The organism is Flavobacterium sp. PLA-1-15, from assembly GCF_049060005.1.
Classification (GTDB): Bacteria; Bacteroidota; Bacteroidia; order Flavobacteriales; family Flavobacteriaceae; genus Flavobacterium.
The window spans coordinates 52250-76779 of record NZ_JBMGQS010000018.1 but is presented as its reverse complement, the minus strand read 5'-3'; the positions used below and the strand labels follow the sequence as shown (position 1 = coordinate 76779).

21 protein-coding genes are annotated in these 24530 nt (G+C 37.6%); 10 read left to right on the top strand and 11 right to left on the bottom strand.

Features of this window, described 5'->3' with window-relative positions; translation table 11 throughout:
• Positions 1 to 268: 268 nt before the first annotated feature.
• From ACI6PS_RS11305 to ACI6PS_RS11290, 4 genes are all read right to left on the bottom strand, one after another.
• Positions 269 to 418, bottom strand: a complete 150-nt coding sequence (locus tag ACI6PS_RS11305; protein ID WP_421012678.1) for a hypothetical protein — start codon at positions 416 to 418, stop codon at positions 269 to 271.
• 21 nt (positions 419 to 439) lie between these two features.
• Complete coding sequence (locus ACI6PS_RS11300) at positions 440 to 970, bottom strand: hypothetical protein (protein ID WP_421012677.1); 531 nt, start codon at positions 968 to 970, stop codon at positions 440 to 442.
• Positions 971 to 1287: 317 nt separating this feature from the next.
• Positions 1288 to 1959, bottom strand: coding sequence for a hypothetical protein (locus ACI6PS_RS11295; protein ID WP_421012676.1), 672 nt, complete (start codon positions 1957 to 1959; stop codon positions 1288 to 1290).
• Positions 1960 to 2509: 550 nt separating this feature from the next.
• Entirely contained in the window at positions 2510 to 4939 is a 2430-nt protein-coding gene (locus tag ACI6PS_RS11290; RefSeq protein ID WP_421012675.1) for a TonB-dependent receptor domain-containing protein, read from the bottom strand.
• A gap of 299 nt (positions 4940 to 5238) precedes the next feature.
• Between ACI6PS_RS11290 and argS the strand changes: the two genes are divergently transcribed.
• From argS to ACI6PS_RS11270, 4 genes are all read left to right on the top strand, one after another.
• Positions 5239 to 7026 carry an arginine--tRNA ligase gene (argS, locus tag ACI6PS_RS11285; protein ID WP_421012674.1) on the top strand — a complete coding sequence of 596 codons (1788 nt, stop codon included), beginning with the start codon at positions 5239 to 5241 and terminating at the stop codon, positions 7024 to 7026.
• A 106-nt stretch (positions 7027 to 7132) separates the two neighbouring features.
• Positions 7133 to 8527 (top strand): hypothetical protein, encoded by a 1395-nt coding sequence (locus tag ACI6PS_RS11280; protein WP_421012673.1) that lies wholly within the window; start codon positions 7133 to 7135, stop codon positions 8525 to 8527.
• Entirely contained in the window at positions 8517 to 9941 is a 1425-nt protein-coding gene (locus tag ACI6PS_RS11275) for a GDSL-type esterase/lipase family protein (RefSeq protein ID WP_421012672.1), read from the top strand. The genes ACI6PS_RS11280 and ACI6PS_RS11275 overlap by 11 nt, the downstream gene beginning before the upstream one ends.
• A 14-nt stretch (positions 9942 to 9955) precedes the next feature.
• Positions 9956 to 11458 carry an MBOAT family O-acyltransferase gene (locus ACI6PS_RS11270; protein ID WP_421012671.1) on the top strand — a complete coding sequence of 501 codons (1503 nt, stop codon included), beginning with the start codon at positions 9956 to 9958 and terminating at the stop codon, positions 11456 to 11458.
• Here ACI6PS_RS11270 and blaOXA read toward each other — a convergent pair.
• From blaOXA to ACI6PS_RS11240, 6 genes are all read right to left on the bottom strand, one after another.
• Entirely contained in the window at positions 11439 to 12275 is an 837-nt protein-coding gene (gene blaOXA / locus ACI6PS_RS11265) for a class D beta-lactamase (RefSeq protein WP_421012670.1), read from the bottom strand. The genes ACI6PS_RS11270 and blaOXA overlap by 20 nt on opposite strands.
• A gap of 13 nt (positions 12276 to 12288) precedes the next feature.
• A complete protein-coding gene (locus ACI6PS_RS11260) occupies positions 12289 to 12741 on the bottom strand; it encodes a hypothetical protein (protein ID WP_421012669.1) in 453 nt (150 codons plus the stop codon).
• A 165-nt stretch (positions 12742 to 12906) separates the two neighbouring features.
• A complete protein-coding gene (locus tag ACI6PS_RS11255; protein ID WP_421012668.1) occupies positions 12907 to 13710 on the bottom strand; it encodes a hypothetical protein in 804 nt (267 codons plus the stop codon).
• A gap of 144 nt (positions 13711 to 13854) precedes the next feature.
• Positions 13855 to 14403, bottom strand: coding sequence for a protein adenylyltransferase Fic (gene fic, locus ACI6PS_RS11250; RefSeq protein ID WP_421012667.1), 549 nt, complete (start codon positions 14401 to 14403; stop codon positions 13855 to 13857).
• Positions 14404 to 14661: 258 nt separating this feature from the next.
• Positions 14662 to 15519, bottom strand: coding sequence for an LEM-3-like GIY-YIG domain-containing protein (locus ACI6PS_RS11245; protein ID WP_421012666.1), 858 nt, complete (start codon positions 15517 to 15519; stop codon positions 14662 to 14664).
• Positions 15520 to 15690 (bottom strand): hypothetical protein, encoded by a 171-nt coding sequence (locus tag ACI6PS_RS11240; RefSeq protein WP_421012665.1) that lies wholly within the window; start codon positions 15688 to 15690, stop codon positions 15520 to 15522.
• Positions 15691 to 16213: 523 nt separating this feature from the next.
• Between ACI6PS_RS11240 and ACI6PS_RS11235 the strand changes: the two genes are divergently transcribed.
• The 3 genes from ACI6PS_RS11235 to murA all read left to right on the top strand — a co-directional run bounded on the left by ACI6PS_RS11235 (position 16214) and on the right by murA (position 18609).
• Positions 16214 to 16498, top strand: coding sequence for a DUF493 family protein (locus ACI6PS_RS11235; protein ID WP_421012664.1), 285 nt, complete (start codon positions 16214 to 16216; stop codon positions 16496 to 16498).
• Positions 16499 to 16500: 2 nt separating this feature from the next.
• Positions 16501 to 17220 (top strand): DUF4290 domain-containing protein, encoded by a 720-nt coding sequence (locus ACI6PS_RS11230; RefSeq protein WP_421012663.1) that lies wholly within the window; start codon positions 16501 to 16503, stop codon positions 17218 to 17220.
• 75 nt (positions 17221 to 17295) lie between these two features.
• A complete protein-coding gene (gene murA, locus ACI6PS_RS11225) occupies positions 17296 to 18609 on the top strand; it encodes a UDP-N-acetylglucosamine 1-carboxyvinyltransferase (RefSeq protein WP_421012662.1) in 1314 nt (437 codons plus the stop codon).
• 71 nt (positions 18610 to 18680) lie between these two features.
• On the opposite strand, the gene ACI6PS_RS11220 is transcribed toward murA, so the two are convergent.
• The gene (locus ACI6PS_RS11220; RefSeq protein ID WP_421012661.1) at positions 18681 to 19574 is read right to left on the bottom strand and encodes a DUF6607 family protein; all 894 of its coding nucleotides are present in this window, start codon (positions 19572 to 19574) and stop codon (positions 18681 to 18683) included.
• Between the two features lie 114 nt (positions 19575 to 19688).
• On the opposite strand from ACI6PS_RS11220, the gene ACI6PS_RS11215 reads away from it, so the two are divergent.
• The 3 genes from ACI6PS_RS11215 to ACI6PS_RS11205 are packed head-to-tail and all read left to right on the top strand — an operon-like array spanning position 19689 to position 24480.
• Positions 19689 to 21806, top strand: a complete 2118-nt coding sequence (locus ACI6PS_RS11215) for a TonB-dependent receptor plug domain-containing protein (protein WP_421012660.1) — start codon at positions 19689 to 19691, stop codon at positions 21804 to 21806.
• A gap of 4 nt (positions 21807 to 21810) precedes the next feature.
• Positions 21811 to 23211: an HmuY family protein gene (locus tag ACI6PS_RS11210; RefSeq protein ID WP_421012659.1), complete on the top strand. Its 1401-nt coding sequence runs from the start codon at positions 21811 to 21813 to the stop codon at positions 23209 to 23211.
• Between the two features lie 21 nt (positions 23212 to 23232).
• Positions 23233 to 24480 (top strand): T9SS type A sorting domain-containing protein, encoded by a 1248-nt coding sequence (locus ACI6PS_RS11205; protein ID WP_421012658.1) that lies wholly within the window; start codon positions 23233 to 23235, stop codon positions 24478 to 24480.
• Positions 24481 to 24530: the final 50 nt, after the last annotated feature.

Genomic DNA, 24530 nt, shown 5'->3' with positions numbered 1-24530 from the left:
ACTTTGCCATTTATCAAACAACCGGCGGTATTGGCACCTGTTTGGGTTTCTGGAGGGAGTTTGTCACTGCCACTAAAGGGGTTATCGTCCTTATTACAGCTGTTTAGTGTAAAAAATGTGATGAGTAGTAGGATTGTTTTTTTCATAGTAAAATTTTAAAAAGGTAAATTAAGGCTGAGTAAATGTAGGAAAAATTTTCACTACTAAAGGTTAAGGAAAAATTATTTCTTTACTATTTTGGTTTTAGAGTGTTGTTAGCCAGTATATATTAGTGGTTTTTGGTCTTGTCCAGATTTTCGAATATGGCATTGATTTGTATGGCATACTCCGAATTTACATTTTTCTGGGCCTGTAGAAAGCCAGTTGAGAAAAGGCACAGCAAGAGCAGCCCTTTGCAAAAAGAGAAAATTTTGTTCATATTTTAATTGTTTGAGGGTTACTAGTTGGTGTATTGCATGTCGAAACGTCCTTCTCTGATTTCATGAAGGTTTCCTTGAAAATCTAGAACATCAAACCAAAATGTTCCTGATACAATTTGGTTGTTCAAATATGTTATGGTCATTTCTCCAATATAGTTAGCATCATCTGTTGTGTTAAATATACCTGCTAATGCATATGTTCCATATGCATTAGCAGGTATATTACCTGCTAATGCATATGTAGTATTTTGATTTATTTGTTTTGCATTTGTACTTAATCCAATTAGAATAGTATTGTTTTCAGTATCTCGCTTATTAGCTTGTAAGGAGAAATAGTACTCACCATTGATCAATTGGTAAACACAGTCAAGAGGGTTGGGGCCTGTGCCAGGTTTAAAAACTTTACCATCTAACAGGCAACCAAAGGTATTAGCACCTATCTGTGTAGGAGGCGGAAGTTGGTCTATGGGATTGGTACTAGAATTATTATCGTCGTCTTTGTTGCAAGCAAAAGTGAATGCTAGAAGGAGTAGTAGGATTGTTTTTTTCATAGTAAAATTTTAAAAAGGTAAATTAGGGCTGAGTAAATGTAGGAAAGTATTTTATTAATAAAGGTTAAGAAAAAATTAGTTCTTTAAAATATTAATGGTATACTGTTGCCTGCTCTGCGAAGTCTCCCGACTTCGCATCCAATAAAAATCATTTTTTTTATATTTGAAAAAAAACAAATGAGAGCGGGTGTTTTGAATGTGAATAATGTACAGCGGTATGATTCTTATTGAGGTTGAAGTAAATTGTGTGCGAAGTCGGGAGACTTCGCAGAGCGGGGGCCAAAAAAAAGACCCGGAAACCCCGAGCCTTATAAAACCTAATTCTTTCCCCCTTCATTCCCAGACCGCATGCGCCTAATCAACTGCTGGATCGTATATTCATCCTCCTTATAAGTGTCATCAAAAAGAATCTTTCCTGCCCTGCAAATATTCTGGATATATTCATACAACTTCTTATACTCCTTAGCATTAACCGTCGTCAACCCTTCACCCTCGTTCATCAGGTCATTCTGTTTCACATTCAGCACCTTCAATTCCTCATTCAGCCCATCCAGAACCACGCTATAACCAACCTTCATACCAAAAGGAACCAGCTTCGTCTCTTCTTCCTGCACCACCTGAACAATACTCTCAATATGCTTGCAAGCCCCTTCCACATTGCGTTTCATCAACTGGCTTTTCGCCTTCGTGATCACATCCGTTGGCACTTTCGCCTTCATAAAATAAAACGACAAAACATTCATATTCTTGTTCATAGCGTCCGCCTTTCCATACAAAAGCTTCGTAGCCTCCTCCTGTTTCAAACTCAGCACAACATCACTCTCCATCTTCTCAACAGCTTTAATCTGAGCCCCAAATTCAGCCTCATACGCAGGAGTAAATTCACTAAAATAGACCTCAAGATCCGCTCGGTCCCTACTAAAACTAGACATCAAAAAAGAAGCACCCGGAGCATACTCCTCATTCCTAAACTTAACATTCTTACTCATAATTATTCAATTTTAATTAATATTACTTGGCTTTTAGAAATAGTTTTATGAGGGGTAAGCTTTACTAATTTCTACATCATCCCATCATCGCCCGCTAACAGGATAATTACGAATGTAATAAAAAAAAACATTCCACATACTTGCACTGCTTTTTTTTGAAAAGTAAAACACATACAATCAAAAGAGTACGAGAGAAACGCAACTGAGGTCGAGAGAAGCCAAAAAAGTTCGAGAGAAACGCAACTGAGGTCGAGAGAAGCCAAAAAAGTTCGAGAGAAACCCAAAAGAGGTCGAGAGAAACCCGAAAAAGTTCGAGAGAAACCCAAAAGAGGTCGAGAGAAACCCGAAAAAGTTCGAGAGAAGCCAAAAAAGTACGAGAGAAACCCGAAAGAGTTCGAGAGAAACCCAAAAAAATGGAGGAAATTAAAATACAACCGCAATCTCTGTCATCCCGAGCGCAGTCGAGGGGCAGTAAAGAAACCCCAAAACAAAAAAAATCCCTCTCAAAACGAAAGGGATTTCATGACTAACTCAAATTATATACTTCACATTAAAACATACCGCCGCCACCTTGCTTGGTGTTGTCGTCGCGGTATTTACGTTGCAATGCTCTGTTTTTTCCACCACCAAACATATAGTTGATACCGAAATAAACCGTCTGGCTTTCCCAGCCAAAACGACCACGACTCACGTAAGGGTTCTGTGCATCAAAGCCATATTCCATCTGGTTGAAGATGTCATTAAAACGCAAACTGATGGACATCTTGTTGTTCAAAAGCGTGTAGCGTCCGCCTGCATCAATCTTATACATTTCGTGGCTGTTGTTCTGGATACCGTCCACACCGCCTCGGTAGAATCCAAACAATAGGAAGCTCAAACGAGGGTTCACTCTAAAGTTACTGTTCAGACGCGCATTAAACGCATTGGCATCAATTTCTTTCTCTACATAATCAAAAACCTGCGGGTTACTGCCCGGTTGGATAACCGACACCAAGCCTTTTTGTGAGATGCTGGAGTAATCAATTGCCGGCTGGATGTCCCACCATTTCGTGATTTTATAATTGGCCGACAATTCAAATCCAAAGGCTGTATTGTTGTCGAAGTTGGCAAAACTCATAATCAAATCGTCGTCGTTGTCTGGTGTTTTATCGTTTGGATACAACACACGGTTGATCTCGTCGTTGATCAATCGGTAGAAAACACCTGCCGTAAAAGAAGAACCTTTCCCGAACATCTTGGTATAATTTACCTCCATAGAGTTGGTAAACTGTGGCTCCAATTCCTGATTTCCTAAACTTGTTACCAATGGCGTAGAGAACTCCCTGACTGGTTTTGTCTGTTCCAAACTCGGACGGTCCACACGACGGCTGTAGCTCAATTGGAACATGTTTTTCTCATTCAAATTATACGTTACATAAGCCGAAGGATACACCGTCAAATAATCGTCTTCGAAATATTTATTCCTTTCCAAAGGATCGATGTCGTTGCTTCTGAAATCGGCTTTCACCTTATAGCTTTCAAAACGCGCTCCCACTTGGTAGCTGAACTTTTCAAACTTCTGTCCGAAAGTTGCGTATGCAGAATAGATGTCGATATCATAATCATACTGACTCATCGTAAAAGTAGAAAGCGTATTCCCTGTAAGGTAATTGTTCTCCGTTCTCGTAAGTCTTGCTTCTGCACCAAGTTCCAAAGTAGATTTATCCGATAGTGGATTGATGTAATCTACGTTCAAGGTCGAAAGTTGCCTGCTGTCTTTGATTTTATCCGAGTATATATCGCTCGTGTTTGGTGTATCAAAAATCGTAGTGTTGAAATTCGCATTTTGGTTCTGTTCGAAGTCATTGAAGTTTCCTTCTACATCCAAAACGTGTCCTTCCTTTGCAAATTTGTGCTTGTAGGCCAAGTTATAAGTACCGTTTTTATTATCGGTCAGGTATTCTGCAAGTTGCAAAACCCTTGGCTGTGTAAAGCTCAGGTAGTTGATGTCGGTGTTTACATTACCCACTCCATCAACAGCACTTTGGTTGGTGTAGAACGAAAGGGTATTGTTGTCGTTGATGTAATAGTCCATCCCGATTTTGTACAGATACGATTCATTATCGTTTACGATGTCCAGGATTTGTTTCGAATTATTATCAAAACGATTGATCTCTCCGTCGTTGAAGTTCTTTCCGAAGTTGCTTCCCACGTTTCCGAAAAAGTTCACTTTTCCGGTACGGTAGTTCATGTCCAAAGAGTTGTTGAATTTAGGTGTTTCACCAAAAGTGATTCCCGCATTCAAACTTCCGTTGAAACCATCGTTTGAATTTTTATGCAACACAATATTGATGATTCCCGACATTCCTTCCGGATTGTATTTTGCACTAGGATTGGTAATCAACTCGATTTTCTTGATCGATGTTGATGGAATTTGTTTTAATAATTGGGCAGGGTCGATGTTTGTTGGTCTTCCGTCAATCAATACACGTACGTTCTGGTTTCCTCTCAAGGAGAGTTTGCCGTCCTGATCTACGTTTACCGAAGGGATGTTGTTCATGATTTCCGATGCAGTCGCTCCGGCAGTTGTCAAATCACGTCCCACATTGATTACCCTTCTGTCGATTTTTTGCTCCACCGTCGAACGTTCTTGAACCACTTCAACTCCTTGAAGCTGTGTCGCTTCTTCAATCAACGTTATTTTAGGAAGTGCAAGACTTTTTTGATTGGTCAAATCGGCCTTTACGGTAATAGAAGTATATCCAATGAAAGCAATTTCCACGGTGTAATTCTTTAAAGCCAGATTCTTGATTTGGAAATCGCCATTATCATCGGTAATTCCTCCGGTGATCACTGCCGCGCCTTCTTTGATGGCAATGGTAGCATAGGAAACGGGTACATTTTTCTGATCGACAACTTTTCCTGAAATTGTCCCTGCATTTTGAGCATGCATAGAAAACAATGTTCCAAAGAGGAACAGGAAGAGCAACTTAATTCTCATAACGTTTGTTTTTTGATTACTGCGTCAGTTCGCTGGCGCTCGTGTGATGATTGTTATTCTACTAAAATGATAATTCATTCGAGTTCCCTAATAGACTCGCATTTTGAAATTATGTTACAGCTTCGGAATATCTTTTTTTAAATTATTTTTATCAGAAGCTGTAATTCGGTAGGAATCAAGGATTTTATACGGCTGAATTTGTAGAAAAAAATAATTTTCCGCAATAATATTTATATGGATTTCCTGTACGGAGATTACCGAATTAAAATTATCTTTGCACACTTAAAAAAAAATATACCATGTCATTAATTCAAACACTTACCCCCGAGATCCAGAAAGCTATTCAGGTTGTATTTGATACTGCCGTTGAAAAAATTGAATTTCAGGCAACGCGTAGGGAATTTGAAGGTGATATTACAATGGTGCTTTTTCCGTTATTGAAGCAAATCAAGAGCAATCCGGTGGAGTTGGGAAACAAGATTGGAAGCTATTTGGTAGAAAATGTGGAGGAAGTTAGCGGTTTTAATGTGGTTTCGGGATTCCTGAACATCGTTATTTCAGATGCTTATTATTTGAATTTCTTCAATACAATCAAGGAAGACAAACAATTTGGATTTGCAGCTCCAACCGAAGGCGACAAGGCGGTTATGGTCGAATATTCTTCACCAAATACCAATAAGCCTTTGCACCTGGGACACGTTCGAAACAATCTTTTGGGTTATTCCGTAGCCGAAATCATCAAGGCTTCTGGAAAGAAAGTCTACAAGACACAAATCATCAACGACAGAGGAATTCATATCTGCAAGTCGATGCTGGCTTGGGAAAAAGCAGGCAAGAACGAAACTCCAGAAAATACGGGTTTGAAAGGCGATAAATTGGTTGGAAACTATTATGTTGCTTTTGACAAGGAATATAAAAACCAAATCAACGAATTGATTGCGCAAGGCAAAACCGAAGAGGAAGCAAAGAAGCAGGCTCCGATTATCTTGGAAGCCCAGCAAATGCTTTTGGATTGGGAAGCTGGAAAGCCAGAAGTAATCGATCTTTGGAAGAAAATGAACCAATGGGTGTACGATGGTTTTGCCTCTACCTATAAAAGCATGGGCGTTGACTTCGACTCTTATTATTATGAAAGCAATACTTATCTTCTAGGAAAGGATGTGGTTCAAATCGGATTGGAAAAAGGTGTTTTCGAAAAAGATCCTGATGGTTCGGTTTGGATTGATCTGACCGATGAAGGTTTGGATCGTAAAATCGTGCTTCGTTCGGACGGAACGGCGGTTTATATGACGCAGGACATCGGAACGGCAATCCAGCGTGTAAAGGATTTTCCAGATGTAGGCGGAATGGTGTATACCGTAGGAAACGAGCAGGACTATCACTTCAAGGTATTGTTCCTGATCCTGAAAAAGCTAGGATTTGACTGGTCGGAAAACCTGTTCCATCTTTCTTACGGAATGGTTGATTTGCCATCCGGAAAAATGAAAAGCCGTGAAGGAACTGTTGTGGATGCCGATGATTTGATGAACGAAATGACCGAAACGGCAAAGAATATTTCGGAAGAATTAGGAAAGTTGGACGGTTATTCTGACGAAGAAAAGGCAAGATTATACAACACCATCGGACTTGGAGCTTTGAAATATTACATCCTAAAAGTGGATCCTAAGAAACGAATCTTGTTCAATCCTGAAGAATCGGTAGATTTTCAAGGAAACACAGGTCCGTTTATTCAATATACGTATGCGAGAATCCAATCGATTATCCGTAAGGCTGATTTTGAGTTTAATGCTGTGAAGTTCTCCACTTCGGAAGTAACATTGCACGAAAAGGAAAAGGAATTGATCAAGCAATTGGAGCTGTACCCTGAAATCATTCAGAATGCCGCTCAAAACCATAGCCCGGCCTTGATTGCAAACTATACCTATGATTTAGTAAAAGAATACAATTCATTCTATCAAATGGTACCGATTTTAGGAACAGATAATGTTACAGACAAAACCTTCAGAGTACAATTGTCTCAAAAAGTAGCCGATACGATTGCTTCTGCATTTGGTTTGTTGGGGATTTCGGTTCCTGAACGTATGTAATTCATAACTTATAAATTTTTAAGTGAATAATTCGAAATCTTATTTTTTTCAGTCGTTCTTAATTGTACTTCTATCTGCAATATTCTTTTTAGGAGTAAAAAGAATATTGCCTAAAAAAATATTCTCTGAAAAAGCGGGTGCAACCAAAAATGTACTAATCGACAGCATGCTGATTGATGCCTTTGAAGCCGAAGATGTTTCTAAGGCTGATATTGGCGATACTTTGGCGAACCAGCCTATCGTATATTACGAAACCAACGGCGTTACTTTCCCAGAGGAAACGTATGAGAATTATAAAGGAAACCAATACCTGATTGCCTTCTACGAAAAGTTATACCAGCTTGAAACTGCTCAAAAAGGAAACGTAAGAATTGCGTATTTCGGCGATTCAATGACGGATGGCGATATGATTGTGCAGGATTTCAGGAATTATTTCCAACAGAATTTTGGAGGAACAGGAGTTGGTTTTGTAGCCATTACTTCAGAATCGGCGGCATCTAGAAGTTCCATCGAGCACCAATTTTCAACTAATTGGAAAACGCAATCCTATTTGAATGTAAAGTATCCGAAAAGAGCTTTTGGTGTAAACGGTCATGTGTTTTTTGCCAATGATACTGCTAAAGTAGAGTGGGTGAAATTCAAAGCAGGAAGGTCAAAATTCACTTCACAGCTCGACAATCCGACGCTTTTCTACGGAAGTGCAAAAAACAAAAAAGGAGAAGTCAGCTTTATCATCGGAAAAGATACCTTGAATAAAAAACTGGTTCCGAATAATCTTTTGAACACGTTGGCGCTTCCAAAATCAGGTTTAAAAGCCTTGAAGGCTGATTTTATTAAAGCCGATTCTATTCCGATTTACGGATTTAATTTCGACGATGGAAAAGGTGTCCATGTCGATAATTTCTCGCAAAGAGGAAATTCTGGAATCCCGATTTCCAAATTTGATGTGTCGTTGATGAAGGCGTTTCAAGAGAAATTAGACTACGATTTGATCATCCTTCATTACGGAACCAATGTTTTAAATTACGGAACGAAAGATTATACGTGGTACGATAAAAGTATGACCCGAACCGTGAACCGTTTGAAAGAATGTTTTTCAGGTGTTTCGATTTTGATTGTTTCTACAGCGGATAAGGCTTCAAAATACGAAACCGAAATGAAAACCGATTCGGCTGTTGTTCCACTGACGAATGCTCAAAAGCGTTATGCCGTTAAGACAAAATCGAGCTACGTCAATCTTTATACGTTGATGGGTGGCGATGGTTCGATGGTGAAATGGACGGAGGAAGAGCCGGCTATGGCCAATAAGGATTATACGCATTTCAACTTCCGAGGGGCGAAAAAAATCGCAGGATTGTTGTACCAGCAACTCAACGACGGATACAAGCAATATAAGGTTTTAAGGCAAAACCGCAAGCAACCGGAAAAGGAAAAAGAAAAGGAGAAATCGCTTTTAGATACGATTTTCCCAAAAGACGAGGAGGAGAAAGATGCAAATTAATTGGCATTACATAGCGTTATTTCTATTCTTTGTTGGAGTTGTTTCAGCCCAGACCATCGATTCTTCGTATGTCGAAATCGACTCGGTTTCGGTTGATTCGGTTGAGGTTGATATTCCGGATAACGGTATCCTTAACTCGAATGCCCTTCGAAAATTCTACCAGAAACTGGCGAATCTTGAAAACAATACCACTTCACAAAAAGTAAACATCGTACATATTGGCGACTCACACATTCAAGCCGATTTGATGACGAATGTAGTGCGTGAAAAATTGCAGGATACTTTCGGTAACGGAGGTCGTGGATTGATTTTTCCACATAATTTGGCCAGAACAAATGGTTCTTGGGACGTAAAATTCTCTTCCAACGAAAGTTGGAACAATTACCGAATTGTTTCACCCGTAAATGGAAGCAACGTTGGTTTGAGTGGCATTTTACTTTCGTCCCGAAACGATGATTTTGCGATTGAAGTCAATGCCAAACAGGCTGATAATTATTTCAATCTGATTAAGATTGTTACACCTAAAAACGCCAATATGTTTCAAGTGGCAACTGCCAAAAAGACCATCGTGTTGGAATCGGATGTACCAAAAAAGATTACACACAAAATCAAGAATGGCGAGGCTTTATCGATTATTGCAGATAAATACAATGTTTCAATCGCACAGATAAAAAAGTCAAACGGTTTAAAATCGAACAACATCCGAGCAGGAAAAACCTTGAAGATTCCAACGAATGAAATGCAGAAGCGTTCGATTTCGCGTTCAGAATTTATTCCGTTGGAAATGACTGCTGATGCCGATTCGCATTTTTACAGAAGTGATGAAACATTGGAAAAAATTTACCTGATTCCAAACAAGGAGCAAAAGGAATTTGAATTGAACGGAGTGGTTTTGGAGAACAATCAATCAGGGATTTTGTACCATAATATTGGCGTAAACGGAGCGCGATTATCGGATTACAACAAATACCCGCTGTTTTTTGAGCAGTTGAAAGCGCTTCAGCCGGATTTGATTGTGGTTTCTCTCGGAACAAACGAATCCTTCGACCACATGAAATCGCAGGATTATATGAACCTGTTGGATGTGTTTATCCAAAGTGTAAAAGCTCAGAATCCGAATGCCGAGGTTTTGGTTGCCACACCGCCACCGTCCTTATTCAAACGAAGATATCCGAATACATTTTGTGCAGACTATGCCAAAAACATCATCGAAAAAGCCGAAGAGTTCAACTATGCCGTTTGGGATTTGTATTCGCAATTCGGCGGATTATACGGTGTGGGAAGAAATGCGCAACGTGGTTTAATTGGTAAAGACAAGGTGCATTACACCAAAACAGGATACGAAAAACAAGGCGATTTATTGGCGGAAGCCATTTTAAACGCTTTTCAAAATTATAAAACGATCAAGGAGTGATAAGTTTATCTCAAATGCCGAATTGGTTCACCGAAATTTTCGGAAATGTCACAATGGCTACCGTTGAGGGTTGGTTTACGTTCAACCCGAAAGAGCCGATATTGTTCAACACCGCGTTGTTCTTGGGTATGTTCCTGATATTCTATCCGATCTATATTCTTACGACTAAAGCGAAAACCTTTACGTTCAGGAACGTTTATGTGTTTGCGTTTTCGTTGTTTTTCTACTATAAATCGAGTGGTGCGTACTTTGTACTCTTGCTGTTTTCGGGGGTTGTAGATTATAACCTTGCGAAGATGCTCTACAACGAAACCTTGCAGGCCTACCGCAAGTTCTACCTCGTGCTGAGTGTGATTCTTAATCTTTCGTTCCTGGGTTATTTCAAGTACACCAACTTTTTGATTGACAACTACAACGGCATTTTCGATCATAACATACCATTTCACGACATTATCCTGCCGGTCGGGATTTCGTTTTATACCTTCCAGTCGATGAGTTATATCATTGACATTTATAGAAGAGAACTGCAACCTACCAAGAACATCCTCGATTATATGTTCTTCGTTTCATTCTTCCCGCAACTTGTGGCCGGACCGATTGTTAGGGCTTCGGAGTTTATTCCGCAGATTTATGCAAAGTTGAATCTGACGCGTGAGGATGTGAATCGTGCCTTGTTCCTTATTATTGGAGGTTTGATCAAGAAGACTTTTATTTCTGATTATATCTCGTTGAATTTTGTGGATCGTGTGTTTGATTCACCCAATATGTATACGCCTTTTGAAAATCTGATGGCTTCTTATGGATATGCGATCCAGATTTACTGTGATTTCTCCGGTTACTCGGATATGGCGATTGGTATCGCATTGTTGATGGGCTTTAAGTTGTCGGTCAACTTTAGGACGCCTTATAAATCGGCTTCTATAACGGAATTCTGGAGAAGGTGGCATATTTCGTTGTCAACTTGGCTAAGGGATTACTTGTATATTTCGCTTGGCGGTAATCGAAAAGGAAAAGTACGCATGTATGTGAATCTCTTCCTGACAATGCTTCTCGGAGGATTATGGCATGGGGCTTCCTGGAAGTTCGTTATCTGGGGTGTTTTGCACGGATTGGCTTTGGTAGTCGAGCGTTTCTTTAAAGATTACATCAAATTGCCGAAAAACAAACTTACGTTGTTCATTAGTGTGATTTTGACGTTCCATTTTGTGGTATTCTGCTGGATTTTCTTCCGTGCAAAAGACTTCAAGACGGCTTTTGAATTGATCAATAACATCGGTCAACTTCAATTCCACTTGAACGAATGGCTCACGATCATTCAAGGATATCAAAACGTATTTATTGTAATGACAATTGGGTTTGCGTGGCATTTCCTTCCAGAGAAAGTGGTTGATTTTATGAAATTGTGTTTTGATAAGATGCCGATTGTTGTCAAGGCATTGGTACTCGCACTTGCTTTCTGGGTGGTATATGCTACTTCAACCAGCGGACCACAGCCATTTATCTATTTCCAATTCTAAATTCCATCAACTTTAATTTTCTAAAGGCTTCCTTTGTAGCATTTATTCGGATGGACGGAAACTCATCAGAATTTGTTTCGGCTTTTTCTATGTTTGTGGCAAAGAAATAAACCGCATTGTTTGCTTCCAGATAACCTACGATCCAGCCATTGTTGATGTCGTTTCGCATTCCCCAGCCTGTTTTTCCGCTCAAGCTGTAGTGGTCGGTTTTCTCCAACAGCATGATGTCTTTCATGATGGTTTCGGTTCGTTTTGAAATTGGCAATTTCGAAAAATACAATCTTTGCAGGAAGTCAATTTGTTGCATCTGAGAGATTTTGGATTTCCCTTGCAACCAAAAATTATCAATGGTCAGCGTGTCGAAAACCATTCCCTTGTAGTCAAGTTTTTTTAAATAGGATTTCATTCTGGATACGCCCACTTTTCGGGCAATTTCCTGATAGCAGGGCACGCACGAAACTTGGAATGCTTTCTTAAAGGTAAGGTCTTCTTCCCATCTTTTGAAGCTGCGTTTTTCTCCATTCCATTTAAAGATCGTTGAATCATTGTCAACCACTCCGGTTTCTAAAGCGATGATCGAATTCGGAATCTTGAAGGTTGATGCGGGAATAAAGCCGGTTTTTGCCCAAGAAAAATCGTTGGAATAATAGGTGTTGTTTTTTATATCATAAATTAGAACGGCGCCTTGTACTTTAAGGCTGTCGAGGATAGTACCAAATTCTGGCTTGGTGATTTCCTTTGGGTATTGGTTTTTGGTCTGGCCAATTCCACTCAGATTTGCCAGTAGGAATAGGGTGATGAACAGCAGTTTTTTCATTGGTAAAAAAAAATTAATGCTTCAGTTCAATATCCAACTGTCGTCCTTCAGCGGCTGCTTTTTTGTCCATATTAGTGCCTACTACTACGCCAATTCCCATCCCGATAGGCAGTCCGATGGCGAGTAGCGCCATATTGCCCATCAATAATCCGAAAAGAGTACCAATGGGTAAGCCAATGGCGGACATCCCGACGGCCAGCCAAATGTTGCGGTAATAGTTTTGGGGTACGATCTTGTGGTGCTTTTCTACAAGCTTTACAATGTTTGTCTGTTTTTGCTTTGCCAGTTTTTCTAGCGAGGAACCGCTGGCAGAGGTGGAATTCAATTCTTCGATATCCTGGTTGATGGACCGCACCACTTCATCGGATAGTGTCTTCTTTTCCAATTCCTGCAAAAGCGCTCCGAGTTGTGCATAGACTGGGTTTTCAGAACTGTTTTCTATTTCTTTTAGTTTGATGATGCTCATAAGGGGCTTTGGTTTGGGGTTGATGCAAGATAAGTTTTCTTCCCGAAACTACAATTTTTCAGTTGAAAAGTTCTGTATTTCTAGCTAATCAAAGTACATAAATCCTCGCAGTATTTTCCAAGAAAGCAATACTATCTAATTATGTGAATAGTTTAGCATCTATATTTATTCATTTTTTCGATACTTCTTTTCTCTAGCTTTCATTTCTTGAACAATTCCAGTACTGTTGCCTAATCCGCGTATATTTTCAAGTTGCTTAGATTGGAATTGAGTTAAGCTTCCCTTGCAAGCTAATTCGGTTAATCGCTCTTTATATAATAACTCACCTCTTTGGTAAATATGGGTAAACAGTACAAACGTTGGAAGTTCGTTTACATCACCTTTGTTATAATAGTACCCAATTTTCTGTTCAGTAGGAAATCCAAATTTCTCAATCATTTTTTGAAATCCAAGTGAAACATTTGTCATTTCGGCAACTAATGTGTCAACTGAATGCGCTTCTTTTCGCGTCCGCCAATCATGGAAACGGTTATTTGTTTCTTTGTCAAGTTTTGCCACATCAACAAGTGTTTTTCTAAACTCTAGGTCGAAATTTTCATTAAAATACTTTTCATACTGTGGAAATTGAGTATAAAATTTTTTGGACCATTTGTATTTAGTAAAGAATTTAAAGTACTTCAACGGAACGCCACCTTTCGCTAATTGTATGGCAATTTGTTCCATCCAAATCTCATCTTTGGTTTTTTGCGCAACTTTAAAAGCAATGCATAAGTCAGTTCCAAATGGGAAATCGGTGCTCTCGAAAGCGATTTTATAAAGCTTACTTGCCTCTTTAAAATTATCATTTGCATATTCCTTTCGAGCGAATTCAATATTCTTGTAATACTCTTCGTAATCACAATTCTGAGCGGCAACAAATTCTATGGAAATTAAATTCAATAAGAGTATTAGGAATATTTTCTTGAACATATTTTGCAGATTTTTTTCTGATTTTGGTGCTAAGGTTCTTTCTACTAAGATAGAATTTCTTGGATAAATACAACTTTTGGTTACCGAAAACGCTGCGATTGCAGTTAGAGGCGGTTAGCAAAATACGCTTTACAAAATATTTTATTAATCCTCCTTTTCGTAGCCTTCATAATAATAAGACTGTTCAATTCCTTTAAAGATAATTTCCCTGTTGTCAACTTCGTCTGTTAGGTTTTCTTGTAGTAAAGTCCGTAATTCTAAATCATTAATAGGGCTTCTTTCCATTGACTGTAAGTAAAGCGTTTTGTCTACGAATTGCCAATTTACAACTTTGTGAAGGCTGTTTTTTAAAATCATATCCAGCCAAATTCTCATCGATCTGCCGTTGCCTTCCATAAACGGATGTGCAATATTCATCTCGACATATTTAGCAATAATTTCTTGAAAATTATTTTCTGGCATTTGCTCGATCTTCACTAAAATTTCATTGAGATATAATGCGTTTGCAAATCTAAAACCACCTTTTGAAATATTGAGTCTTCTAATTTCTCCGGCAAAATCATATAAGCCATCAAATAGATAGTGGTGGATACCTTGAAGACCTTTTGTCGTTCCGATTTCTATTTTGTCAATATCATTCGATTCAAACAATCGATATGCGTTTTCTAAACTATTTTTGTCAATGTTTTTCATAGAGATTTGACTACAATTTAAGTCTATTACAAAAATACTTTAAATGGCTGAAATAGTATAAAAATGATTGGATTTTATTGAATTCTCTACGCGCGTTTTGAGATTTCTGGGAAGGCTTAGCTTGCTAACGAAGTTGCGGTTTAAGAGGACTAAGTTAGCTCTGCCAAGATAGGATTTCTTTGCGAGATAAAAATGTCAATTCCCCGAAAACTTCGAGATAGCGGCTCAGGGTGTTAGTTGTAGATATTATTTGCAATACTAAATTTTTTCAAAATAACGAATTGGATTTGCCATTCCTCTAATTTTCGGAACTTCTTTATTCATATAAATATCAAGGATTTCTTTTGTAGTAATTTCTGAACCTTCAAATCCCCATCTTTTCGTTCCTCTATATTCAATATCTTGAACCCATTTTTCAGGTCTAAATATTGCTCTTATTATTCCTTTATATTCGGCTAAAACAAAATCTGAATTTTCTGCTCTGTTTTTGTCTAAAACCCACCAACCTCTAGTTGCTTCATAAATATTTGGTCTGTCATAAACTGGATTATCACTTTTCTTTTTTCTTTTATTGTCGTAGGTTTTGTTTATATTGATAACCAAAACCTTATGTTTTATATCTTCTTTTTTTAATTCTTCACAGTCATAAAGCATTTCACATTCATTAATAGTCTTAATTCCTTGATTAAATGAATTATGTCCTGCAACAATATTTGAAATTTTAGCAACTTCTGCAAAATCTCTAAAAGTTAAAAAGTCAATTAAGACAGATTCAACAATTAACGCTTCTTTTTCTTCTAATCCGTGTTTAACTATGAAGTGTTTAACATTTAAATTGACTGCTTTAATAGCTCGAATTGTTTCTAATTTTTCAGTAATGCTTGGATTAAATATTACTTCATTAATATGAGAAAAAATGCGATTTCCATGACCTTTTCCAACATAGAATATTTTGTTATCTCTTGGATCAATTAAAATATAGACATAAGATTTTAATTCTTCTTGAGTCTTTTGTGAAAACAATTCTCTCATAATTCGTTGTTTTCTAGAAGTTTGATAGTTGCTTGCAACTTGTTTGTAAGTCTGATAAAGACATTTCTCCACTAAAGTAATCATTTATTTCCTACAATTATAAAACCCTAAAGAAATTTCAGAATACCCTCTGATAACTTTTGAATTAGTTCCGACAACTTTTGAATTCCCTCCGACAACCTTTGAAATCGCTCCGACAATCTTTGAAATCCCTTCGACAACTTTTGAAATCGTTCCGACAACCTTTGAAATCATTCCTACAACTTTTGAAAACCCTCCGACAATCTTTGAAATCGCTCCGACAAGTATGAAATAAGCTTTGGAAACTTTAGATTACACGTTGGTAACATTAGAATAAGCTTTGGCAACTATAGATTACACGTTGGCAACATTAGAATAAGCTTTGGCAACTTTAGATTACACGTTGGCAACATTAGAATAAGCTTTGGCAACTTTAGATTATACGTTGGCAACATTAGAATAAGCGTTGGCAATTATAGATTATACGTTGGCAACATTAGAATAAGCCTTGGCAACTTTAGATTACACGTTGGCAACATTTGAATAAGCGTTGGCAACTTTAGATTGTACGTTGGCAACATTTGAATAAGCCTTGGCAACTTCAACACCAACAGAAGCAAAAACAAACCAACCCTAAATCAAATCAAAAAGCCATACCACCATCAAAAACCAAAGCCTTGCCCCAGAATTTCTTAAACTTCAAAACCAAAATCATAAATCAAAATAATGTATATTTGCTCTTTATTTTTAATGACAGATGGATAAGAAGACCGAAGAATTTTATGAAAGGCTAAAAACCGAGCTAGACAACACCAATACCTGGCCAGCCGAATACTTGTTTAAATTTATTGTCCCTACAGACGAACAGAAGATTGAAGCCGTAAAGAACGCATTCGATTGTTTGGGAGCAGTGATTAAAACCTCACAATCCAAGACCGCAAAATTCACAAGCCTTTCCGTAGATGTGCAAATGAAAAGCGCTCAGGAAATCATCGACAAGTACATCGAAGTCTCTACAATCGAAGGTATAGTTTCCCTATAAATATGACTGAAAAATATATAAAAGAAAATGCGAACGACGTAGTGTTTAATTTGGAATACAATTCCGAAAGACAGCACCTGATCATTCCAGAATATGGTCGCCATCTGCAAAAACTGATCGATCAGGCTACCGTAATTGAAGACCGTGAAGAGCGCAATAAAGCGGCCCGCTACATCATTCAGGTAATGGGTTCGTTAAATCCGCATTTGCGTGATGTGTTGGATTTTCAGCACAAGCTCTGGGACCAGATCTTCATCATGTCCGATTTCAAATTGGATGTAGATTCTCCGTATCCAATTCCTTCACGCGAGGTGCTGCAGCTTCGACCAGATCCGTTAAGCTATCCTCAGAATTTCCCGAAATACCGTTTTTACGGCAACAACATCAAGTACATGATTGATGTGGCCAACAAATGGGAGGAAAGCGAATTGAAAAGTGCCTTGGTAAAAGTAATTGCAAACCACATGAAGAAATCCTTCTTGAGCTGGAACAAAGATACCGTAAAGGACGACGTCATTTTTGAGCATTTATACGAACTTTCCGGCGGTAGGATTAATCTTTTGGGCAGTAGCGAAGAGTTGTTGAATACCACAGAATTGATACGAACAAACCAGAGAGCCTCAAACAAAATCATGTCCAGCGGCCCTCAGAAACCAAAAATAATGAAAAAGGGAGGTAGTAAACCGAACAACCCTAATCATAAAAATCAAAATAGAAAATAATAGAAGCGTTCTGGTTGAAAGTTATGTTTAAACATAGAACCTACAACCTACAACGTATAACTTATAACTAAAGAAATGGCAGTTTTTAAAATCGAAGGTGGTACTCGTTTAAAGGGAGAAATTACACCACAAGGAGCAAAGAATGAAGCATTACAGATTTTGTGTGCAGTACTTTTAACTCCAGAAAAAGTAACCATCAACAACATTCCGGATATCATTGATGTCAATAAATTGATTACACTTTTAGGAAATCTTGGTGTAAAAATCCAAAGGAATGAAAGAGGTTCGATTACCTTTCAAGCCGATGAGGTAAACGTTGGCTACCTTGAAACGGAAGCGTTCAAGAAAGAAGGAGGTTCGTTAAGAGGATCGATCATGATTGTTGGTCCGCTTTTGGCTCGTTTCGGAAAAGGATACATCCCAAAACCAGGAGGAGACAAGATTGGAAGAAGAAGATTGGATACGCACTTTGAAGGTTTCATCAATCTTGGAGCAAAATTCAGATACAACAGGGAAGATCATTTTTATGGTGTAGAAACCCCAGCTGAAGGATTGCAGGGAACCAATATGCTTCTGGACGAAGCTTCGGTAACCGGAACAGCAAACATCGTGATGGCAGCCGTTTTGGCAAAAGGAACTACAACTATTTACAATGCCGCTTGTGAGCCATATTTACAACAATTGTGCAAGATGTTGAACTCAATGGGGGCAAAAATCACCGGCGTAGGTTCAAACTTGTTGACAATTGAAGGTGTTGAAAGCCTTGGAGGTTGTACACACAGGATTCTTCCAGATATGATTGAAATCGGTTCTTGGATTGGTCTTGCCGCCATGACAAGAAGCGAAATTACAATCAAGAATGTAAGCTGGGATAATCTAGGTGTTATTCCGAATACATTCAGAAAATTAGGTATTACGCTTGAAAGAAGAGGGGATGATATTTATATTCCAGAACACAAAGACGGATATGAAATCAAAACTGATATTGATGGTTCTATCTTGACAATTGCCGATGCTCCTTGGCCTGGTTTTACTCCAGACTTATTGAGTATCGTTTTGGTAGTTGCTACCCAAGCAAAAGGAGATGTGTTGATTCACCAAAAGATGTTTGAAAGCCGTTTGTTCTTTGTGGACAAATTGATCGATATGGGCGCTAAAATCATGTTGTGTGATCCGCATAGGGCAGTAGTTATGGGGCATAATTTCGAATCGCAATTGAAAGCGACTGTAATGTCTTCTCCAGACATCCGCGCAGGAATTTCATTATTGATCGCGGCACTTTCTGCAAAAGGAACAAGTACGATTCAAAACATCGAGCAAATCGACAGAGGTTATGAAAACATCGACGAACGATTGAGAGCTATTGGAGCTAAGATTGTAAGAGAATAAGATAATTATAGTTCATAAAAAAAAGGCCTTTTCAATCGAAAAGGCCTTTTTTATTATAAAAGAATAGCTTCTTATTTTACAAAGCTGTCAATGATTTTATCAGATTCTGCTTTTGTTGCAGTAGGTTTCAAATCAAATAGGTGCATGAACAAAGGTTTTTTGTTTACAGAAGCTTCAAGATTCAAATCTTTGTTTCTGTCAAAAACTGTTTGCCATTTAGCGCGAACGTTTTTCCACATTGCAGCATTTTCTTTCCAGTATTTCTGACCTGCCTTACATTTTGAATCGTCTACTTTTGTGTAGTAATCTGTTCCTTTTTCTTTTGCTAACACTACGTCTTTTCCGCTGTCGTCTCTAACGATTTTTTCGTTGTCTTGATCGTGCGTCCAACCTGCTTTGGTGATTTCGTGTACGTTTGTTCTTTTCAAAACATTATAATCTTCTCTAATAGTGTGCTCTCTTCTAGGTAGTGGTGCATCCGTGATGTCTTCCCAGTAGTGTCTTCCGTCAACGTGAACCCATGTAGCTGAACCTTCATATCTTGGACTGTCATCAACTTGGTAAACTCTTTGTGTCCATTGTCCTTTTACAGCCTCTTTTGGTAAAGTTTGGAACTTCCAAGTTCTGTCTTTAAAGAATTGGTAGAATTTAGTGTTTTCATATTCCCAATCTTGTCTCCAGTGCTTGATGATCATAGTATCGCTAACAATCAACAAATGTTGCATAACGATTTTGTTGGGTGTGTCTTCTAGTAATTCTACCCATTCCAAAGCTTTTTCATGCTTGGTTTTAGATGGTTTGTAGTTTTCATCTTTCGAATAATTGAAAGTTTCTGCAAAGTTGAACTCAACTTCATAACATCCGCACATCGACTTAATGGCTTTGATGTCTTCTTTTTTGTTGTTTTGTGCATTTCCGCTGAAAGAAAGCAATGCGACAGCTGATAAAGCAATCAGGGTTTTCATTTTATAGTTGTTTAAAAATTTCTGGTGCAAAAATATTTAAAATTTATTTAGAACAAGTAAAAATAACTTATATATTTGCAAAAAATATTTAATTATTAAGATTAAGTCTAAATAATGCGAAACAAAACCCTTTTTCTTCTTTTGCCTTTCTTATCTCTTACTGCTTTTAGTCAGGAAAAAGAAAACGATTCAATAAATAATCTTTCAGAAGTTGTAATAACAGGTCAATATAATGCCCAATCAGTAAAGAAATCTGTATTCCAGGTAAAAGTAATTTCCCGTGAAGACATCGATAGACAGGCAGGAAACAATCTTGCTGATTTATTGAATCAGACTTTGAATATCAATATCATTCCAAATGCTTCAACAGGGAAATCTGGAGTGCAGTTATTTGGATTGGATGCTCAATATTTTAAAATTCTTGTTGATAATATTCCAATTATCAACGACGAAGGACTAGGGAATAATACCGATTTGACACAAATCAATTTAGATGATATTCAGCAAATAGAAATTGTGGAAGGTTCCATGGGAGTTGAATATGGTGCAAATGCCGTTTCAGGAATCATCAACATTATTACCAAAAAGAATTCTAAGTATAAATGGGAAATCACACCCTATATTCAGGAAGAAACCATTGGCAGTGAGTACAATTTGGTTGACAGAGGAAGGCATATTCAATCGTTGAAAGTAGGACATAACTTTAATGAAAAATGGTATGCAAATGCGGTAGTCACTACAAATGATTTCAAAGGTTTTTTAAATGATAAGAAAGGTCCTAATCATATAGAGAATGACGGTTTAAGAGGTTATGAATGGTTGCCGAAAGAACAATTAAATGTAAAATCTCTAATTAGCTACAACTTGATGGACCACCGTTTCTTTTACAAGTTTGAATTTTTTAAAGAAACGACCGATCGATTTGGCTCATTTGTAGAGCTAAATGAAAATACCCAAACCGGTACCAACGATCCAAAATCTGCTGATGCAATTTTTAATTCGGAACGTTTTTTTCATCATTTGAATTTTACAGGAAAGTTTGAAAACATTATGAACTATGATGCCTCATTTTCATATCAACAGCAAAAAAGAAACGTAGAAGAATTTTTCTATTGGATTAGAAGAGGAGAAAAGACGGATGTAAATAAATTTGAATATGAATCCAGAGATGGTTTTTATTCAAAGGCAAACTTTAGTAATTTTTTAGATAACAAGACCGTGGATTTTCAGGTAGGCTATGAAGTAAGCGAGATAAATGGTTATTCTTCGAGCCTTGCGGGAACCGGAATGTTCCAGGATAATATTGAAAGAAGATTGGGTTCTTATGATGTATATGGATCAAGCGAAATCAATATCAATGATAAAATCTCCATCCGACCAGGGATAAGAGCTTTGTTTTCTTCTCAATTTGATACACAAACAGCCTTGTCGCTTAGTAGCAGATTTCTTTTGAAGAACGATTATGAGCTAAGAGCAATTGTAGGAACATCACCACGTTTGCCAAATTATGAAGAGCTTTACACCTATCTGGTGGATGTGAATCATAACGTTCAGGGAAATCCGGATTTAAATCCTGAGCAAGGAGTTTCTGCTTTCTTGCATTTGAATAAAACTTCTAAATTAAAAGAAGGAATCCAGTTAAATAATAAATTTTCAGCTTGGTATATCGATGTAAAGGATAGGATTGAGCTTGTAATTGTTAATGAAACGCCTTTAGAATACAAGTATAGAAATATTGATATCTATAGAACCATCGGAACTTCATTTACCACTTCGTTGAATTATAAAAACTGGATTGCAAATGCAGGAGTAACGTTTGCCGGAGTTTCAAAAGTTTTGGATAGCGGAGAAAATTACAACGACGACTTCTTATATGGTTTTCAAGTAAATGCAAACCTTTCTTATAAAATTGAAAAAATTAATACCGTTTTTTCTGCTTTTGTAAAATACAGCGGGCCTCAGTATCTGTTTGTAAACAAGCGAAATGAAGCAAACGAATCAATATTGGTGAGAGGAAAACAAGATGGATTTACATGGCTTGATGCAACTGTAAAAAAATCATTTTTCAAGAACAACTTTGAAGTTACGGTAGGAGCCAGAAACATAATGGATATTACAACTATCAACACAACTGCTGTTGAAGGTGGAGCACATTCTGGACCTGCGACCAACATCTTGATGGGATATGGAAGATCCTATTTTATGAAATTACTATACAAATTAAACTTTTAATAAGATGAAATTTAGACTTTACGCAGTAGCCCTATTTTTTATTCTATTCGGAATAAACGCCTGTCAAACCGATGATTCAATTCCATCTCAACCTTTTGTAATTGCGTTTGATAAGCTGTCATACGATTTTTCAAAGATTCAAGATGTTCAAGAAATAAAGCTTGTTTTTTCAGAAAAAGCCCAAGTTGATGGATCTGTCTTAGTTCGTATAACCCCAACCAATGCTACCTACGGCGTAGATTTTTCTACACTACCATTAGCTCAAAATAATACGCTAGATTTGCCTTTCCAAACAGGTCAAAAGACCATTTCTTTCAGTTTTAAGAACCTTATTTTTCCGTTTGATAGCGATACTAAGGCTGTTGAATTTGAAGTTATAAAAATCAATTACAATTCAGAAACGGCTATTCAAGGCTATACCAAGTCCATAATTTCATTTGAGCGTTCTATCGGTGCAGTGATGCAACCAGAAGTAGGAGGTCCAAACCAAGGCGATCAAGTGTTTATTGATTTGAGTACGGAGGAAATAACAAAAGCCCGAAGAGACAGCTGGGATCTAGGTTTTTATGGAGGTGAAGCTTCTAGAGTAACCATAAACGGATCGATTTATATGGCCGTTAAGCAACTTGATGCAACCAATATTGATGCCGTTACCCAGTCAAGTGTGGAGCAATTTTTTCCGAGTGTTGCAATAGGTACTTTCGACCCAACGAATGAAAATTACATCGACAATCCAAACGGACATCTAAACCAAACTGCCATTGAGGAGATTTCTGATATTGCAGAAAATAATAAAGTTTATTTGGTAAATATGGGCTATACGGTTGGTACATCAACACCACCGGTAGGAAGTGTGGCTGTAGCCGGAGATTCAAGAGGTTGGAAGAAGATCAGAATTTTGAAACAAGCCAATGGCTATCTGCTTCAACATGCTGATTTGAATAGTACTACTCACGAAGAAATAAGTATTTCTAAAAATAATGCCTACAATTTTACATTCTTCAGTCTTGCAACAAAAAGTATTGTTGCCGTAGAACCAGAAAAAGCAAAGTGGGATTTATGCTTCACTGTTTTTACCAATACAATTGACGGTGCAGGTTCTTATGGATATTCCGATTTTGTTCTGAATAATCTAAAAGCCGGTGTAAAATTATACCGCGTCAATACAAACGTAAAAGCGTATGCCGATTATAAATTGTCGGATGTAAGTGAAGACAGTTTCCAAAACGATCAGCGCGTTATCGGTGCAGATTGGAGAGATGTTTTTACAGGGGGCGCTTTTGCAGATAGATACTACATCATCAAAGATATCGATAACAATTACTACAAGATAAAAATGCTTGGCTTTCTTAATGATAGCGGCGTTAGAGGCTATCCTAAATTTGAATATCAACTTTTACAATAACATAATTTAATACTCACAATCATGAAAAAAAGTTTACTTTTATTTTCGTCCTTACTTTTCAGTGCACTTGTATCTGCTCAGGTAACAACAAGTACTGTAACAATGGGACCATCTTATGGCAACCAAGTCTATTTTAAATTAGCTAATCAAACAGCAACACCTTTTGCTAATACATTATGGGATATTGCTTTCTACAGAAAAAGCAGTATGAGCATGGCAATTAGAACTAATGACGCGAAGGGAATTCAAACTTTTGAAGCTTCAAACAATCTAGCGGATTGGGCAAACATTAACGTAGCTAATGAGGCTAACTGGACACGTCTTTACAACAGCGAAACAATTTGGGAAAGAGGAGCATTTGACAATGGTAGCGCATCAACACCTCCTTTTGGATTTGGTTGGGGAACTTACAACGTAGCCACTCATAAGGTAACAGGAACAATCATATTTGTTTTGAAGTATGCTAACAATACTTATAAGAAAGTAAAAATGGTTGAATACTTTGGAGGTTATACTTTCATTTACTCTAGCTGGGACGGAACGGCTTGGTCTGCAGATCAAACGGTTGCTCTACCTAATACAGCAAACCCTACAAACAATTTCAACTACTATTCTTTGGAAACAAATGCTCAAGTAGTGGCTGAGCCTGCAAATACAGAGTGGGATTTATTGTTTACAAAATATGAAGCAATGCAACCAAGTCAAGTAATGTATCCAGTAACTGGAGTTCTACACCACCCAGATGTTCAAGTTGCAGAAAGCGCTAGTGGAACTGCTACAGATTTGACATATTCAGAAGATATCAATACTATTGGTTATGATTGGAAAACGTTCAATATGTCTACCTTTGGTTATAATGTTGACTCTCAAAAATCATTCTTCGTTAAGTTGCTGAATGGTTCAATCTATAAAATAAATTTCCAAACTTTCGTAGGAAGTAGTACTGGTGTAATCACTTTTAATCAAGAAGATGTAACCGCACAGCTTGATAGCGAAAAATTTGAAAACAACGTGACTTTTGGTGTATATCCAAACCCGTCAACAGACAAGAAAATCAACTTGGTATATGAAATGCCATCTGGAAACAGTGATAAGAATGTAGTAACAATCTACAGCATGACAGGTGCACAAGTGTACCAGACTTCAATCAACAGCAATGGAGGTTTTTTCAGCAGAGAATTAGATTTGAATTTCTTGAATTCAGGAGTTTACCTTTTGAAGTTTGATGCAGGAGATTATTCTACCACTAAAAAAATCATTCTTAAATAATTAAGAACAAAATATAGAAGACAGTTTTTTTGTTTGAATTTTTTTGAAGT